Origin of the sequence: Panacibacter microcysteis (assembly GCF_015831355.1) — a bacterium.
GTDB classification, from domain to species: Bacteria; Bacteroidota; Bacteroidia; order Chitinophagales; family Chitinophagaceae; genus Panacibacter; species Panacibacter microcysteis.
In genome coordinates this window covers 1-16,320 of sequence record NZ_JADWYR010000005.1, presented here as the reverse complement: position 1 = coordinate 16,320, position 16,320 = coordinate 1, and the positions used below count along the sequence as shown (strand labels likewise).

At 42.8% G+C, this 16,320-nt stretch carries 16 protein-coding genes and 1 pseudogene; 11 read left to right on the top strand and 6 right to left on the bottom strand.

The genetic code is table 11. From position 1 onward, the window contains the following. The 3 genes and pseudogenes from I5907_RS21370 to I5907_RS21360 all read right to left on the bottom strand — a co-directional run. Window positions 1–180, bottom strand: a pseudogene (locus I5907_RS21370) (hypothetical protein); the annotation flags it as partial. A 131-nt stretch (window positions 181–311) separates the two neighbouring features. Continuing rightward, the gene (locus I5907_RS21365; protein WP_196992900.1) at window positions 312–1,907 is read right to left on the bottom strand and encodes a RagB/SusD family nutrient uptake outer membrane protein; all 1,596 of its coding nucleotides are present in this window, start codon (window positions 1,905–1,907) and stop codon (window positions 312–314) included. Between the two features lie 18 nt (window positions 1,908–1,925). Then, a complete protein-coding gene (locus tag I5907_RS21360) occupies window positions 1,926–4,979 on the bottom strand; it encodes a SusC/RagA family TonB-linked outer membrane protein (protein WP_196992899.1) in 3,054 nt (1,017 codons plus the stop codon). Window positions 4,980–5,606: 627 nt separating this feature from the next. Here I5907_RS21360 and I5907_RS21355 point away from each other — a divergent pair. Beyond that, window positions 5,607–5,930, top strand: a complete 324-nt coding sequence (locus I5907_RS21355) for a hypothetical protein (RefSeq protein WP_196992898.1) — start codon at window positions 5,607–5,609, stop codon at window positions 5,928–5,930. 475 nt (window positions 5,931–6,405) lie between these two features. On the opposite strand, the gene I5907_RS21350 is transcribed toward I5907_RS21355, so the two are convergent. Further along, on the bottom strand, window positions 6,406–6,687 hold the full coding sequence (locus I5907_RS21350; RefSeq protein WP_196992897.1) for a hypothetical protein: 282 nt from the start codon (window positions 6,685–6,687) through the stop codon (window positions 6,406–6,408). Window positions 6,688–6,874: 187 nt separating this feature from the next. Here I5907_RS21350 and I5907_RS21345 point away from each other — a divergent pair, with 187 nt between their 5' ends. From I5907_RS21345 to I5907_RS21300, 10 genes are all read left to right on the top strand, one after another. Continuing rightward, a complete protein-coding gene (locus I5907_RS21345) occupies window positions 6,875–7,594 on the top strand; it encodes a proteasome-type protease (protein ID WP_196992896.1) in 720 nt (239 codons plus the stop codon). Between the two features lie 242 nt (window positions 7,595–7,836). Next, entirely contained in the window at window positions 7,837–8,211 is a 375-nt protein-coding gene (locus I5907_RS21340; RefSeq protein WP_196992895.1) for a LexA family protein, read from the top strand. Then, the gene (locus I5907_RS21335; RefSeq protein ID WP_196992894.1) at window positions 8,199–9,461 is read left to right on the top strand and encodes a Y-family DNA polymerase; all 1,263 of its coding nucleotides are present in this window, start codon (window positions 8,199–8,201) and stop codon (window positions 9,459–9,461) included. Before I5907_RS21340 ends, I5907_RS21335 begins: the two co-directional genes overlap by 13 nt. Next, window positions 9,461–9,964 (top strand): hypothetical protein, encoded by a 504-nt coding sequence (locus tag I5907_RS21330; protein WP_196992893.1) that lies wholly within the window; start codon window positions 9,461–9,463, stop codon window positions 9,962–9,964. The genes I5907_RS21335 and I5907_RS21330 overlap by 1 nt, the downstream gene beginning before the upstream one ends. 3 nt (window positions 9,965–9,967) lie before the next feature. Next, window positions 9,968–10,804: an SOS response-associated peptidase gene (locus I5907_RS21325; protein ID WP_196992892.1), complete on the top strand. Its 837-nt coding sequence runs from the start codon at window positions 9,968–9,970 to the stop codon at window positions 10,802–10,804. A 55-nt stretch (window positions 10,805–10,859) separates the two neighbouring features. Further along, window positions 10,860–11,072 (top strand): hypothetical protein, encoded by a 213-nt coding sequence (locus I5907_RS21320; protein ID WP_196992891.1) that lies wholly within the window; start codon window positions 10,860–10,862, stop codon window positions 11,070–11,072. A 9-nt stretch (window positions 11,073–11,081) separates the two neighbouring features. Next, on the top strand, window positions 11,082–11,423 hold the full coding sequence (locus I5907_RS21315) for a hypothetical protein (RefSeq protein WP_196992890.1): 342 nt from the start codon (window positions 11,082–11,084) through the stop codon (window positions 11,421–11,423). A 2-nt stretch (window positions 11,424–11,425) separates the two neighbouring features. Further along, window positions 11,426–12,061, top strand: a complete 636-nt coding sequence (locus tag I5907_RS21310; protein ID WP_196992889.1) for an endonuclease III domain-containing protein — start codon at window positions 11,426–11,428, stop codon at window positions 12,059–12,061. Between the two features lie 483 nt (window positions 12,062–12,544). Next, window positions 12,545–13,003 (top strand): hypothetical protein, encoded by a 459-nt coding sequence (locus I5907_RS21305; protein WP_196992888.1) that lies wholly within the window; start codon window positions 12,545–12,547, stop codon window positions 13,001–13,003. Continuing rightward, a complete protein-coding gene (locus tag I5907_RS21300) occupies window positions 12,985–13,311 on the top strand; it encodes a hypothetical protein (protein WP_196992887.1) in 327 nt (108 codons plus the stop codon). Before I5907_RS21305 ends, I5907_RS21300 begins: the two co-directional genes overlap by 19 nt. 122 nt (window positions 13,312–13,433) lie before the next feature. On the opposite strand, the gene I5907_RS21295 is transcribed toward I5907_RS21300, so the two are convergent. Next, window positions 13,434–13,811 carry a hypothetical protein gene (locus tag I5907_RS21295; protein WP_196992886.1) on the bottom strand — a complete coding sequence of 126 codons (378 nt, stop codon included), beginning with the start codon at window positions 13,809–13,811 and terminating at the stop codon, window positions 13,434–13,436. A gap of 983 nt (window positions 13,812–14,794) precedes the next feature. Beyond that, window positions 14,795–15,574: an alpha/beta fold hydrolase gene (locus I5907_RS21290; RefSeq protein ID WP_196992885.1), complete on the bottom strand. Its 780-nt coding sequence runs from the start codon at window positions 15,572–15,574 to the stop codon at window positions 14,795–14,797. Window positions 15,575–16,320: the final 746 nt, after the last annotated feature.

Here is a 16,320-nt window from a genome sequence, read left to right as displayed (position 1 = left end):
GGTGGCCATACCACCTTTGCCTTTTTCGCCCTTAAAATTTTCCGGGCTTATACTTCTTGTTTTGGCATCAGATAACTGGTAAATGTTACTCATGTTTGAATTGATGCCGTTGAACTTTTGTTGCGCACTCAGTTGTACGGCAATCAGCGCGAAACATAAACACAATAACGTTGCTTTCATACTACAATTTTTTCAGTGACCTAAATCCATTTATACATTTTTCCGCTCCCGGGCACCGCATCATGACGCGGATGCCGGGGCATCCGGATACACCGGCAGCGCCTGTCTGCAGTGGTTATTGCAGATCAGGCTCAGTAGCCGGCATTTTGAACAAGCGTCCCACCCGCTCTGTCAATTTCTATCTGGGGCAAAGGAAAAATCTCGTCTTTGCCTTCTTTAAATTTAAAATAGCCCGGCGTTACTTCGTTCTGCCACCTGGAAGGGTTTGACAGATATGCTTCCGCTATTCCCCACCGCCGCAGATCCCAGCCAAATTTTCCTTCGAAAGCCAGTTCAATCCTTCTTTCATGCACGATTGTCCAGAACATTTCTTCATATCCCTGCGCACCGGAAACCGGTGGTAACTCCCCGACGACATCATGATTAATCGTATTGGGATCGGTTGTCGTTGCGGTTCGCTGACGCACCATATTCACATAGCTGGCTGCCGCAGCCGGATTGCCAAGTTCGTTCATCACTTCGGCGTACCACAGTAACACTTCCGCGTACCGGACAAGCGTGTAATTAGCCGAGTTATTCCAGCTGACCTGGTCTACCGTAACGCCATTGTTATTGGGGGCATTTGCAATACACCATTTCCTGATTCCCAAACCGGTACCGTTCACCTTATCTAAAAAAAGCTGCCCGAAGAAATCATCTTTGTTTTTACGAAAAATAGAAGCTACAAGTCGCGGATCGCCTGCCTCGTATTCTGATTCCAGATCGGGCGTCGGCCTGGTCCAGCCCCATCCACCGCCGGCTACATACCCTTCACCGTTTGGCGCAGTGAGTACAGTGCCAAAATTATCTGTTCCTTTTTGATTCATCGCAGTATACTGCACTTCAAAAACGGCTTCTGAACTGTTGTCATGTGTACCGTTAAAAACATCGTTGTAATCAGGCAACAACGCATAGCCATATGACATGATTTCTTCAAGCAACAGCTTGGCATCATTCCAGCGGTGCTCATACAAGTATATCTGCGCGAGATACGCTTTGACCGCACCTTTATCGGCCCTTCCCATCAGATCGCCTGTATTCCGGTCTGCAATCTGCTGCTGAAGCGCCATTTTGAAATCTGTCTCCGCCTGATCAAACAAGTCACTTTTTGTAACGGTATAGTTATTTACTGATTTACCTGCTTCGTATACAGCTTCCCGTTTGGAATTAGGCACATTTAAATCGGCAATACCCAACTGGCTTGTCACCAGCGGGGCTGTTCCAAACATATATCCCAGGCGAAAAAGCCAGAATCCTCTTATAAAATACAGTTCACCCATAAACCTGGACTTCACCTGTTCATCCATCTCAATGGCAGGAATTTTTTCAATGGCCACGTTAGCCAGCAGGAGGGCACTGTAGCAACGCTGGTACAGCATCAAAATCTGGTCGGAGCTTGGTGAAATAATCGATTGCTGAATCTGATAATACACCACCAGGTCCGGATGTGCCTGTACGTCAGGTCCGGTAATATCACCCATAGGCGTATACCCCGCACGTGTATTCCAACCATTTTGTCCGTCCAGTGTCTGGAATGATTTATAGGCCGCAGTGACCGCCATTTCTGCATCGGCAGCGGTCTTATAAAAGTTTTCCGTAGACACCACCCCGTAAGGCGATTTGTCCAGTTGCTTCGTGCAGGAAGCAACAACCATCAGCATCAGGGAAACGATAATGATATTTTTCATGATAATAAATTTATTCGCTTAGAATTGTAAATTGATACCGGCATAAAAAGACCGGGGCATCGGATAACCGCCGTTGATACTCTGTTCGGGGTCCCACCCGGGATAAGAATTGATACAAAACAGGTTTTGTGCTGCTACGTAAAACCGCACTTTATGAATCACCCTCGCAGCGCCACCGCCCAGGAGCGGAGTAAAATCATAACCAACCTGCAGGTTTTGGAGCCGGAGAAAATCTGATGAACGTAACCAGAAATCAGAACGGCGGTAATTGTCATTGGGGTCACCTGCCACCACGCGTGGCACATAATTACTGGTACCCGGACCGGTCCACCTTTGCCGGTACATCCATGCAGAAGTCTGTTCTCCGCCCCTCGTGATGGCGAAGCCTACCTGGTCAATACTTCTTGATGCCCCGATCTGACCATAAAAACTGGACACCAGATCAAAACCCTTGTAAGCTAGTGCTATACTGCCGCCAAACGAATGTTGTGCGATCGACGGCCCCAGAAACGTTCTGTCATTGGCATCAATCACCCCGTTGTTATCGATGTCCTTATAACGTATATCGCCGGGAGAAGCATTTGGCTGGCTGGGCGCCTTTTCGATTTCTTCCGTTGTCTGAAAAATTCCTTCCTGGATATAGCCGTACCATTCATTAATGGAATGTCCTTCCTGTATACGGCTGAAGTTGTTGATTATAGGAGAAGGAACTGCTGTAACGCGGTTTTTATTATATGTCCAGTTCACACTGATATCGTAGCTGAATGATTTACCTACAGCATCCGCGTAGCCCAGCGTTAACTCGATCCCGCTGTTAGAAACCCTGCCCGCATTCTGGTAGGGGGCATTGGTGACACCGGAAGTCGATAGCAAGGGCACCTGTACCAGGATATCGGACGTATTCCGTTTATAGACGTCCACTATAAAACTGAGCTTATTCTGTAAAAACCCTGCCTCCAGACCGGCGCCGTAAGTGGTGGTTTTTTCCCACAAGATATTTGGGTTACCAAGGCTGGTCGGACCAACACCCGTATAAGTTACGCCCTCCCCACCTGCACCGAAAGGATAATATAGCCCGGTTGAGTTGAGCGTTGTCTGGTAAGGATATTCTCCGATCGCCTGGTTACCAAGGATACCCCAGCTTGCCCTGAGTTTTAAGTTGCTGACAAAGTTGACGTTTTCAAAAAAACGCTCTTTGGAAATCACCCAACCCGCCGAAGCGCCGGGAAAAACACCGGTCCGGTTGTCTTTGGAAATACGGGACGTCTGATCCACCCTGAGGCTGGCACTCAGCAGGTATTTGTCCTGGAAGCCATAATTTATCCGGCCGAGGTAAGACTGGATTGCCCATGAATACTTGGAACCACTGTTGCTGATGTTACTGTTACCGGCATCCAGCACCTGCATATTGGGATCGTTGTTTAGAAAGCTGTTCCTCGAAGCTCCGATGCTGGACCCGTTGGTTTCCTGAAAAGTATACCCGGCCATTGCAGTAAGGCTGTGTACACCCCTGATTTTTGTCGAGTAAGTCAGGATATTATCAAAAGAATAATTGACATTTTCATTTCCGTTTACGTACAACTCGGCAATGGGATGATCTCCGATCAATCCCGAAGGTCCATGTTTGTAAGAGGGTATAAACTGGTCCTGGTTCCAGGTATAATATTCCGTGTTGAAAGAAGTCTTGAATTTAAGGTCTTTGAGGATACTCCATTCCAGATAGGTCGTACCAAGCAGCTTTTTCCACGTCTGTTTGTATTTCCAGAGATTGACCGGGATCAGTGGATTGAGCATGGTCACGGGCTCTCCATTATGTGTGGCCGCGCTGTATTCACCATTTGCGTCATACACCGGTTGGGTTGACGGGAATATCAGGGCGCGGTCAATCGCCTGGCCCCAGTCGCTATTGTTGGAGACACCGTAATTTACATTTAGACTCAAACCCACCTTCAGGGTGTTGGAAAGACGGTTATCATTGCTTAGACGGACGTTGCCTCGTTTAAACGCAGTGTTTTTGATGACACCATCTCCCGCAAAATAATTGGCACTCAGTGCATAGATATTGCTTTTCGTACCCCCGCTGATGGACAATGCATAATTTTGTTTCATCCCCGGCTGCGTAATTTCCTTTACCCAGTTGGTGCCTTCGCCGTATGCGTCGATCTCTGCCTGCGTGAACGGCTGGGGTAAATTAGCAGCACCATAATAATCGTTCACCTGCACAGCATATTCCTTTGCAGTCAGTGTCGGTATCATATACCGGACCTGGTCAACGCTGGCAAAGGTTGAAAAATCTACTTTCATCGGCGTTTCGAAATTTCCTTTTTTTGTCGTCACAATGACTACTCCGTTTGCCCCTCTTGAGCCATAGATGGCTGCTGATGCGGCATCTTTTAAAACGGTTATGTTAGCCACGTCATTGGGGTTCAGGTTTGCAAGCCCGTCATTGGTAATGATACCGTCGATTACAACGAGCGGATCACTTGAAGCGCCGAAAGAACCAGCTCCCCTTATCCTGATGGATGTTCCGCTGTATGGCGTTCCATCGTTCTGGATCACCTGCACACCGGCCAGCCTGCCCTGGAGATTCTGGCCAATACCAACTGTAGCCTGGTTGTCCATTTTAGATTGTGATACGACGCCCACCGATCCGGTCAGGTCTTTTTTTGCCTGCGTACCGTAACCGACTACAACGACCTGGTCCAGCCCACCTCCGCTTTGGTCCTTGAGCAGTACGTTTACAAACTGGTTATTACCAAGGGTTATTTTTTCTGTAGTTTTTCCGATATAACTGATTTCAAGAACCTGCCCTTTCGCGGCTCTGATAAAAAAAGCGCCACTTGAATCAGTGGTGGTGCCTATCTGGGTTCCTTCTATGCGGACACTGACACCAGCCAGTGGCAAAGCGTTTTCGTCCGTCACTTTACCGGTCACCGTGGACTGGGCAAAGATGGCAGCAGGCAAAATAAGGCCTATCAATAAGAGGCCGAGAAATCTTCCAAGAAGACTGGTTGATTTAAAGGAGACCGAAGCACAGGACAATTGCCGGCTTTCGGGAATTGATGGATACATCTTACTAATGTTTTAAGTTCAGGCAATAATGTAGCGGCACACTTTTTTAAGTGAGACGGCACAATGTCATTGTTGTAAAAAGGAAGAAGCTGCTGTCTTGAGGCAGCCTCCGGTTAGATTGAAAGTTTGACTCGGGGCAGATAGCCTACCACTTTCTTATTCAAATAAAAGGTTAGATTCATGGCCTTAATCGTTTAAGCAATTTGTGATGGAATGTTGAACTTTCTCCAAAAATGCTGATCCGTAAGAGATTATGCTTAAGAAAACCACTGAAAAGGTCTTCAAAATCGGCTACTTAATCGTTTAAGCAATGTTTTAAAAAAAGTTCTCAGCTAAGATAGTGTCTTTAATCGTTTAAGCAAACAATTTTGAAAAAAAATTTCTGGTATTTTAAACTCGGTATCCGGGGATAATATTCTCATTTTCGAACTATTACAATGTATTGATATCTGAGGAGTTTATGTCGACCCGCCCATAAACATAATTTTGGTATGCTGAATATAAAGTAAATTAAAGGCATGGATGTACCCGGCCAGAGGAAAATCCCCTGACCATCATCTCTCACAATAAAAAGCAAATGGCCTATACTAAATAATTTAGTTTATTTTAGCTTACTTAAGCATATGAATGATGAGCAATAGCAAGCCTGTTTTCTTCGAGTTGCCTGTTTTGCATGAAAGCATCCGCTACCACACACGCGCAGTGTTGGAAAGCATTCCGCTGGTTGTACACCTGTGGCTTGAGTTTGCCGACGGTTCCGTGAAGCAATTTTATTGTTGCGACGATTCAATTTTGCCGGAACATTATTGGGTGGAAGAGCACCAGGGTAAAACCGCTTGGTCTGCAAGTGTGAGCAGGGCATTAGCAAAAATACCGGCAAACCGGTTTCGCATGCTGCTGGAAAGGAGTGAACGGGCACCAAATGAAATGCCGGATGAACCGGATTTTTAAAGCATTTAGCAGATACGATTATAAAAGACGAATTATGTTAAAGTATACCGGCGATGCTGTACACAACGCGGTCGGGCTTGTGCCGCAAATGGGGGAATAAACACTTTCCGGTATCACAATCCGCTTATATACAAAAGATGGAGGCACAGCAAACGAATCGGGGCGAATGGCATCTGATGTACAGTAAACCAGCCGCCATGCCGGAGGCTTTTGATGACTGCTGCATCCGCCTAGTGACCAATATCGCATTGTGAAGACTCATAATGAGAGATGGCCCATAAATGATTGCTGAAACTGGTGCCTTCCCGCGCTTGCACCGCGAAAAGACCCGGACGGACAATTTTCCATAACAGGAACAGGTCAGCAAAGGCGTGACCGTTATGCCCGTTGACATTTTACCGGACATACCTCAAAAAAACCGGCGGGTCTCAAAACCCGCCGGTAAGAATGTGATGGCTAATCGTTAGACAAAGGTTTACATGCCTCTGTTTGTTTGCTGATCAGCACTTCTTTCCATGCTGCCAGTGTCTGAATTGTTGTCCTGTTGTTGTTCACGAGACTTGTCTTGCTGTCTCTGCTGATCAGGCCTGTTGTTGCCATCATCCTGTTGCTGGCCCTGGTGTTGCGTATTGTCCTGCTGCTGGTCGGTGCCGCCCTCCTGCCTGGAACCTGGCTGAGATTGGTTTTCTTTCCTGGTTTCGCCCGCATTTCCTGCGCCGGGCTGTTGTGTGCCCTGGTTTTTTTGATTGTTTTCCATAAAGTGTATTTTTATACATTATCAAAAGGAAAATTGATGCCACGATTTTTGAAGGCAGTGAAGCATCAGTTTATCCGGCCGAAGGGCAAAATTATACGCAGCATGCCGGATTTAACCGGTATACAATTCATCAATGCATAACGGTTGGTACATTTGTGTTGCCTTCCTCACTTATCAATTTACCTGTATGACCTATTGTTTGGGGATTAAACTAAAAGAGGGACTGGTAGGCCTTGCCGATACGCGCATCTCCGCCGGTACAAATACGACTGTCAAGAAAAAAGTCTATGTCCAGCAAAATGATGGCAGCAGTTTATTTATTATGACAAGCGGGTTGCGGTCGGTACGGGATAAAGCAGTACATTATTTTACAGAGCTTGTCGCCGGGGGCATCGTATATGATAAGTTGTATAAAGCGGTCAATGCATTTGGCGAACAGATAAAACGTGTTGCAGAAGAAGACCGCGAGTCACTTGTAAAGGCGGGTTATCGTTTTGATCTGAACGCAATTGTGGGTGGTCAGCTGAAACACGATGAGGACCACAAACTCTTCTTGTTGTATACCGAAGGTAACTGGATCGAACTGGATGAAGGCAGTCCCTTTGTCATCATTGGCAATTCAGGCCAGGGCAAAGCGATCCTGAACCGCGTGATCAATGAGGACACCGATATGCGGCAGGCATTAAAGGCTGCTTTTCTCTCTTTTGATTCTACCAGGGTAAGTTCCAACGATGTTGAATTCCCGATCGATGTCGTATTGTACAAAAAAGACAGTTATTCCATTGTCCAAAAGCGATATGAAATGAAAGACCTGGAAAATATCTCCAGGCTCTGGGCGGAGAAATTGAAGGAATCCCTCCATGCAATCCCGGAAGACTGGATGGAAAATATTTTGCAAAAATTGTAGAAGTCATAAAACGGCATAAACTTTCCCAGGCTGAAATCGTCATGTAACTCCTCAACGCAATTAATAACAACCACCGCGGGAGATTTTGTTATCAGTCCGGGTATCGATGCCCTGTCAGTGCTCCCCGGGCTATGACAATAACAGGGCGTACTATACCGGACCAGGCCAACTGTTAAATATTTTAGTACATTAAGCTAAGTATTTTAGTAAATAGTTTTTAGTTTTGTCCTTAAAATTGGACTATGGGCTTCCCTTCACCAGCAGCAGACTATATTGAGGATAGGATTGACTTAAACGAAGTTTTGGCGCCTAATCCCTTATCAACTTTCTTCTTTCGTAATGATGGCGTAAACATGGTCAATGCTTTTATACCGCCTAAGGCGTTACTGGTCGTTGACAGATCACAAACCCCTGTTAACGGCTCAATAGTGGTAGCCGTGGTAAACGGCGAATTTGTAGTTAGATACCTCGTTATTAATGAAATTAAATGCTTATTGGCAGCAGCAAACCCGAAGGTGGCTGATATAGTATTAACCGGTGATTTTACAGCCGAGATTTGGGGTGTGGTAACAGGAATCGTGACACAGACAAAAGATTTAAAACCATGTACGCTTTAGTGGATTGTAACAACTTCTACTGTTCCTGTGAACGCTTATTCAATCCCAAACTGGAGGGTAAGCCTATTGTTGTACTAAGCAACAATGATGGTTGTGCCATTGCCAGGAGTGACGAAGCAAAGGCAATTGGTATTGTGATGGGTACGCCGGAGTTTATGATCAGGGAACAGTTAAAAGAACATAATGTAAAAATCTTTTCCTCTAACTACACCTTGTATGGTGATTTAAGTGACCGGGTAATGAAAACGCTGGCTTCTTTTGTTCCGCGGATGGAAATTTATTCAATTGATGAGGCATTTCTTGATATGCATGAACTACAACATACGGACCTGCTGAAGCTGGCTGTTGAAATCAGGAGAACGATAAGGAAGCATATCGGCATCCCGGTTACTGTGGGAATAGCACCTACAAAAACATTGGCAAAGATGGCCAACCGCTATGCAAAAAAGCGATATAAAGATGTGGGTGTGTACTGGGCAGCGGATCAGCGGCTGATTGACGAAATGCTGGCCTTTACCGAGGTGGGTGATATTTGGGGTATCGGTATGCAGTATGCCCGTAAGCTGACGCTCAAAGGCTTTAAAACAGCGATGGATTTAAAAAGCGCACCTGATGACTGGATCAGGCAACAAATGAGTGTGGTAGGTCTCCGGCTCATCCATGAGTTAAGGGGTCAGGCTTCCATTAAATGGGAATTTACGCCTCCGGCTAAAAAGAATATTTGTACGTCAAGATCTTTTGGAAAATTGATTACCGAATATAAAACAATTGCTGAAGCGGTCACCAATTATACGGCTTTATGTGCCCTTAAACTGAGGCAACAAAACGCCTGTGCTGCCCGGTTGAATGTTTTTTTACAGACAAACCCTCACAGGACACAGGATCAGCAATACATGCATAGTGTCACATTAGCGCTGGAAGTTGCATCGAACATCACGAGTGAATTAATCAAATATGCCCTGAAAGGCCTGAGTATTATTTACAAGCCCGGCTATAACTTTATGAAGTGTGGCGTAATGGTGCTGGATATTATTCCGCAGGACAAGATTCAGTATAGTTTTTTTGATACTGCAGAGCGTACCAAACAACGAACAATGATGCAGGCATTCGACAAAGTAAACAGGGTTTTTGGGAAAGATATTGTCCGCTTTGCTTCACAGGGCTTTGAGAAGAAATATCGCCTGAGAGCCGAATTCCTATCAAAGCGTTACAGCACCAATATTGATGAGTTAGTAATTATAAAAGATTAATGATGTTTAACCCACACGAAAGATTTCAGCCCCGTTTCATCAATGCATTTTTGAATGCAAAAAAGTATTATCTGGTAGCGCAGACTTTTAAAAGAGGTGCTGACATGTTTAATGACAATAAGGAGTGTATTCTTCTAACCCATTATGACGATAAGGGTCTTGCCATTATTCACAAAAATGCCTTGACAAATGACCGTTTTGCAGCAATAATTGACTTACAACAAACTGCCCACTTAACTAAGCTGAAAACGATGTTACAGCCTGACTCTAAATATGTTGTTTTTTCTTCGCTGATCGGTGATCCTGCGGCGGTAGAAACAGGTATGCACAGGATGCTGGAACAAAACATGCGCCGGTATATTGATACAAAAACAAACTGGCGCATACCGGCAAACTATACCGTACATCCAAAACTGGAACTGATTTTTGGAGAGTTATTTGTTAACTTGAAGTTTGGAAGTCAAAGTGTAAGGGTGAAACTGGATGAAATTGAAAAAACATAGACGATGTGTTACCATATTGCATTTACGGTTAAGCTGGAAAGCATTTTAGATTATTTTCCCGGATTGATTGTCGAAGAACAGCTGGAAATGGATTTCCCGCAGGCGCAATACCTGAACGGCTTCAACCATCCCATGCATCCGGTAATGCTGATTGGCCGGAAGGATAAAAAGAAACACCTTGCTAACATGATGTGGGGTTTTCTACCTAATCATGTTAAGAATTGGGAAGAAGCACAACGTTTCTGGAATGGTCACAAAGATGAAAAGGGTGTGTGGAGAACCGGATATGTTACACTGAATGCCATAGGTGAAGAAATACTGGAAAAGAAGATGTACCGGGATGCTGCACTAAACAGGCGTTGTGTGATATTCGTAGATGGTTTTTATGAATGGCGGCACATTTACCCCCTCAACAAACGAACAGGGCACCCCTTAAAAACGCCCAACAAATATCCCTACCATATCAAGCTTACTTCAACTGAGATGCCGTTCATCATGATGGCAGGTATCTGGAATCCGTGGAGGCATGCAGAGGCAGACAAAGAAACAGGGGAATTAATTGAAATGGTAACGCCAACTTTTGCATTGTGTACTGCTCCTGCCAATAAACTCATGAGCCAGGTGCACAATTCAAAAATGCGGATGCCTACAATACTGACCAAAGATTTAGCACTGGAATGGATCAGTGAAGGATTGGGCGAAGAAAGAATAAAAGAAATTGCTACCAGCCAATTTGCTGCTGAACAAATGACGGCGTTCAGCATTGCAAAAGACTTTCAGGAAGTTACAAACCCGAAAGAAGCCTGCCAGTATGAAGATTTGGAGCCGGTAGTCTGTTAGCAAACATCTTAACCAGCTTTAACTTTATAATTAAACCACCTTCAAAATAATAGCCATGAGCGGTTCAATTGTTATTCATGTTCAGGGAAAAGAGTTGCAGATATTTCCACAGGACGAAACAGATCAGGTCACTTACCTCATTCAGGAAGGTAACAATGTAATAACAGTCATTGGTTTAAATGAAGATGCTGAATGGGAAGCCACAACTGATATCGCTCCTGCTTTTGTCAAAGCGGTTGGAAATAAAATAGAACAAGTGTACATGTAATCTTTATGTGTGAAAACAAAGGTATTTGAACTGCTTGTTGATTTTGATGGAAAACATTACCATGCCGAAGTTATGGTCTTGAACGCTTCAAATATTTTCAACAAACCAATGTTACGGATATGTATGGACGTTCATCAGACAACTTGTCCAGTATTCATATTTTATCTATTCTCAGATGAACCGGATTTGTTTCATTTTCCAATTGTTGTTGATACAGCCGAAAGCGATAAAATTAAATTGAACTACTACACAAAAAAATCAATGCTGTTGGAGCATCTCAGCGCCCTGCTTCCGCTGAAAATCAAAGAGTGGGGCATAACAGTTGAGGAGTGGTCACCTGTAAAAAATTGAACATGGACAATTCAAAAACAGATTGGGCGAAAGCCGTGAGGCCTTTGATCAAAAAATACAAGGATGAACCGCATCCACTGCATGCTAAAAACTTATATCAAATGCTGGTGATGGTCGTGTTGTCCGCGCAAACTACAGACAATTTGATTAATCAGCTTGCGCCGGATTTATTCAAAGCTTACCCAAACATGGCTAAGCTTGCAGCAGCACTGCCAGAAGATCTTCATCCGTTGATAAGCAAAGTGAGAAGCTTTGGTAACAAATCAAAGTGGTTAATTGATATAGCAAAGCAAATAAAGAAAGATGCCGCTATACCCACTACTATGGACGAACTTGTAAAACTGCCCGGTATTGGCAGGAAATCCGCTAACGTAATTATGCGATATGCAGGATTAAAAGCGGAGGGTATTGTGGTAGACTTACATACCATCCGTGTAGCCAATCGTTTGGGTATTGTTGCTACGGAAGATCCTAAAAAGATTGAAAAAGAAATGATGGAAATCTTACCACAGAAAGAATGGGATGCAGGAATGTGCATGTCATTTTTGGGGAGGGATGCTTGTAGGCCTACAAATCCTTTGCATGGCGAGTGTTTAATGAATAAGGTTTGTCAGTTCTGCTTGAATAATACAGATTAAAAATAGCTGTGATTTCAATCAATTTGCAAATAGAGAATCGAATCAAGAGGCACTAATGCTTTTACGATTTGATAAAACCTATTATAATGCTGATAATTGGTATGAAATAGATGGTATAATAACAGTCTATAAATCACCAGATAACACCCATCAGAATATCATTAAGGGGATGGTAACAAGGACTATGAATGTGCAAGCTATTCATGAAACCAATAAAGCAAAATTGAAATATACAATTAGGAAAGGTTTGAAATGATGTGTCTTGCAGAAAAAAGGACGAAATGCTAATATCCATAATCGTTGCTGGAAAAAGACACAAAGGTTTTTTAATCAGGTTGCTGCAGCAGACAGAAACTACTTGATAGTTTAGATGAATGACTATTCTTAAAAATGAATAATCATACAAAAAAATTAATATAGAAGTTTTCAGCTTCGTTTCTGTTATGCAGCAAAATTTTGCTACCATCACTTAATTTTGTCTTCATGACAAGTCCAGCAGAAATCATAAAGTTAGCTTGGCAACGATTGGATGAGGCTGAAGTATTAATTAATAATAATAAATGTGATGGTGCATTTTACTTAGCCGGGTATAGTGTTGAGTTAATGCTAAAGGCAAAGATTTGCGAAAGATTAGGAATTCCAAACTTATTCAATGATGGAGATAGAAATTTAAATTTAATACAAGGAATCAGTGAAGTAAGAAAAGCCGTTAAAACTCATAATCTTTTTATATTGTTAATTTTTAGCGGGCTTAAATTGGACTTTGACAATGAAAAAGCTTCAAATATTTTACTGGCCAGAACAAATTCTCTTCTATTTACAGCATGGGATGAAAATGCTCGTTACAAACCTTGTGGGCACTTTAAAGCCACAGATGTGCAAAAGTTAATAACTTTACTAAAAGATCCAAAGGGAATATTAAAATGGATAGAAACGAATTAGAGGTCGCTTTGCAACCATTCAGAGATGAATGTGCAAATAAAGGGTATCCCTTGCTTGATATATGTGTATTTGAAGCATATCCCGGTGATAACTCAACATCTTACATTGTTCAAGTTAAAGTCGATTGGGTTGATCACATGGACTGTTCAGAAGCTATTGACATATTATTCGACATACTTTGGGAAAAATGTGATGAGGAAATCAGAAAAAAGGTATTTTCTATTGTCGTCATGGATACAAATGATCAATTGCATTGTTTTTACGAGAACTTACAGGAAGCTCAAAAGCCTGATCGCTTCACTGCTTGACAATAAAGGTTTGTTACTGTTTTGTTACTTGAAATTGACCAAACCTGCTAAAACTCAATGTCGTACTGAGTTACATGAAATAATTCGATTCCTGTTCTGGGCACTTGAAAATCAATCAGTTATTAAAGGTCGCTTCGGCGACCTTTAAAATTTGCCAGTAATTGTAAAATGCTGGAATAAAATGGAAAGAAATTGTCGTTGAGTTCTGATAAAATTTGCTCGTTAGAAACTGTGGGCAAATAAGAGAACAGACGGTTTTCGTTTGTTTCCTCAACACCTGTCTTTGGATTTTTCCAAACATAGTCAGCCGAAAAGAGTTTGCGTAAAGGCTTAAATTCTTCGTCTTGTTTTATTTTGGTTTCAAATATTCTCAATAAAAGCAATTCAATGATATACTCAACTCGTTGAACAGGCGTACCAGCAGGTCGTAACTTGTTATGTAGCTTTTTTAAAGCGTTGTTTGTCTTATTGTCTGCGTAATGTACTGTCGAACGTCCCATAATAGTTTTAAAGTGTCGAAGATAATATTTATATGCTGGTTTGCCTCTCAATCAGTTACCCATTTGTCATGTGTCCACTGTGGGGTGGTGGGTGGGCTTTGGTGTTCAGTAATGGTATGTTGCTGAAGTGTCGAACAAATGATGATAGATATTCGTCAGCCGGGGTGGGTGGGCTGTGCGTTGGCATTTTTAGCTCTTTGCAAGGTTGGCTTTGTGTCGGGGTTTTGTGTGCCTTGCAATGTGCTAAAAATAGCGTGGGGTCGGGTCGGCAAAGTCATGGATGTTTAAATATGTGTAGGATGTTCAATAGGGTGACGTACAACGATCGAGGCTTTGTGCAATTGGGGAATTAACCAACTGTCTGCCCGGAACTGAAGCTAAATTTATAACTAAAAGCCGAAGTTTAGAACTACTGCCCAACAGAATTACGTCCGCTGAATATGAAGTTTGGATATGCACTGCTGCTGATTGCTTCAACGTCGAGCCCCAATTGCACAAAACCTTATGTTGTACGTTCGCCGTTTTGTCATTATAAGTAAATGTCTGTTTCAACTTCCGAGGTATACGGTTCAGTATGATGTCTTTAGTGTTTTCAACGTTTATAATCAGAGTTTATCACATACCGACTGTCGATGTTGTAAAAATGATGAAACTTAATTTCCAGAACTCCATTTTAATCGTCATTTCCTGATATGGGTCATCCATTGCGGAGTTATCGTGTTTCAAAATAAATCAGCTGCTTTGTTCAAATAATGCGAAACTCCTATCAAAACGATTTTTAAGAAGGATAATCAAAATTCGTGGCTGTGTCAAAACGGTACCTTATAGACCATTTATTATCGAAACGCTATCCTTAAGCTGAAGAATGATTGCAACATCTTTAATGCCGTCTTTGTTTAATTCTCGATATGCGCTGTCAAGGGTTTCCCAACTAATAGGCAAAAATCAGCTGCTTTATACTATCATTGGCCTGCGCACTCTTATTAGCCGGTTGTTTTATAAATCAGTTCAATTGTTTTTTGTGGAGCGTCCCAATGTGGAAAATGCCCACAGTTTTCAAACCAATGCAATGTGGCATCCGGAAATAGTTTTATTGCCCTGGCAGCTTGCTTTGGAAAACATACCCGGTCATTTTTACCCCATCCAATTGCCAGTGGTTTAGCCCGATATTCATGTGGCGCTCCTTTTTGTTGCTCGCCGTATGCAAGATTTCGTAACAATTCATCAAATGACGGAGATGCTGCGTATGCCTGCATTTCGTTCAATACCAGTTGTGGGGAAAGTTGCGAAGGTTTTTTAGAAAATTGCAGCAGTAACAATGACCGGCCAATAGCACTTTTAGAAATGCCGGGCATAATCGGTTGTAATAAACGCACAATCCGTATAGAGGCTGCAATAGTGTTGTAAAAAAATGGTATCTCCCAGCCCTTCCAGAACCCTCCGGGATCCAGCGATACTACTGCACCCAGCACACTTCCTCTGCGAAATAGCTCCAGCACTAGCCTTCCGCCCATAGAACTACCAACAGTATCAATTCCGGTCATATTGTTTTCCTGTAAAAACAACGTCACTGCATCTGCAAGTGTGCGGATAGAAACCTCACCTTTTAATGCAGGCGTTTTTCCATGACCGGGCAAGTCAATAGCGATAACCTCTCTTTGAAGGGCAAGCTGATCAATAATTGAATCCCACGATTTACAACTGCCTCCAATACCGTGAATCAGCAAGAGTGGCTTTCCCTGGCCAATTCGTTCGTAGTGCATTTGCATATATTTTAGTTTTATAGATCTCAGAGATGACTATCCTGATCTATCTTACACTGCAATATTGCTGCCGCCTTTTCAAAAAAGCCAAGCTTCACGCCGTGAATGCAAAATTTGCCCCGGAATCTATGTATTGATTTGTTGTTAATTCCAATTGTATCGCTGGTCATTGCCTTGATTCGTGGCACACGAAACAGAAAAACGACTCATGAAAACTAATTCTTAGATTATCCACATGTACTTGGCCGGAGGGATACAAACCAGCAAAACTTTGACCTTTTGCTTTTATTGAAGGATATGCAAAGTCCTATCCGTAAGAGACCTTAAAGGAAATTATCAATATGAATGTTAAAAGGTGTCGCATAAGGTGACGTACAACGAAAAAGGCTTGGCGTTTGTTGGGGAATTAGCATTCCGTCTGCCCATAACTGAAGCCCAATGATTGCAATATTGCTGAGGTTTTATTCATAAGCCAAATTTATAACGTCCTGCCCGAACTGAAGTACAATAAAGAACTGACCCGTCCTGAAAAAAGTTGACTGATTTGGTTAATAATCCTGTTACTGGTTGACTAAGATAATACATCCTGAATAAGGTTGATTTATTAAGATGTTTATGTGTGTGTTGGCGAAAAATATTTTCGTGCCCTTTACAGCTAAGAAAATATTTTTTGTGCGTCGGCTGCTCAGGTTGATTGCATGGTTACCTCGCTTAGTTTAGCGGTGTAATAATAGTTTTTCCATCGT

Excerpts from the sequence above, each read along its gene's own strand:
- I5907_RS21365 (WP_196992900.1), bottom strand. The coding sequence starts at position 1,907 with ATGAAAAATATCATTATCGTTTCCCTGATGCTGATGGTTGTTGCTTCC.
- I5907_RS21360 (WP_196992899.1), bottom strand. The coding sequence starts at position 4,979 with ATGTATCCATCAATTCCCGAAAGCCGGCAATTGTCCTGTGCTTCGGTC.
- I5907_RS21355 (WP_196992898.1), top strand. The coding sequence starts at position 5,607 with ATGATGAGCAATAGCAAGCCTGTTTTCTTCGAGTTGCCTGTTTTGCAT.
- I5907_RS21350 (WP_196992897.1), bottom strand. The coding sequence starts at position 6,687 with ATGGAAAACAATCAAAAAAACCAGGGCACACAACAGCCCGGCGCAGGA.
- I5907_RS21345 (WP_196992896.1), top strand. The coding sequence starts at position 6,875 with ATGACCTATTGTTTGGGGATTAAACTAAAAGAGGGACTGGTAGGCCTT.
- I5907_RS21340 (WP_196992895.1), top strand. The coding sequence starts at position 7,837 with ATGGGCTTCCCTTCACCAGCAGCAGACTATATTGAGGATAGGATTGAC.
- I5907_RS21335 (WP_196992894.1), top strand. The coding sequence starts at position 8,199 with ATGTACGCTTTAGTGGATTGTAACAACTTCTACTGTTCCTGTGAACGC.
- I5907_RS21330 (WP_196992893.1), top strand. The coding sequence starts at position 9,461 with ATGATGTTTAACCCACACGAAAGATTTCAGCCCCGTTTCATCAATGCA.
- I5907_RS21325 (WP_196992892.1), top strand. The coding sequence starts at position 9,968 with ATGTGTTACCATATTGCATTTACGGTTAAGCTGGAAAGCATTTTAGAT.
- I5907_RS21320 (WP_196992891.1), top strand. The coding sequence starts at position 10,860 with ATGAGCGGTTCAATTGTTATTCATGTTCAGGGAAAAGAGTTGCAGATA.
- I5907_RS21310 (WP_196992889.1), top strand. The coding sequence starts at position 11,426 with ATGGACAATTCAAAAACAGATTGGGCGAAAGCCGTGAGGCCTTTGATC.
- I5907_RS21305 (WP_196992888.1), top strand. The coding sequence starts at position 12,545 with ATGACAAGTCCAGCAGAAATCATAAAGTTAGCTTGGCAACGATTGGAT.
- I5907_RS21300 (WP_196992887.1), top strand. The coding sequence starts at position 12,985 with ATGGATAGAAACGAATTAGAGGTCGCTTTGCAACCATTCAGAGATGAA.
- I5907_RS21295 (WP_196992886.1), bottom strand. The coding sequence starts at position 13,811 with ATGGGACGTTCGACAGTACATTACGCAGACAATAAGACAAACAACGCT.
- I5907_RS21290 (WP_196992885.1), bottom strand. The coding sequence starts at position 15,574 with ATGCACTACGAACGAATTGGCCAGGGAAAGCCACTCTTGCTGATTCAC.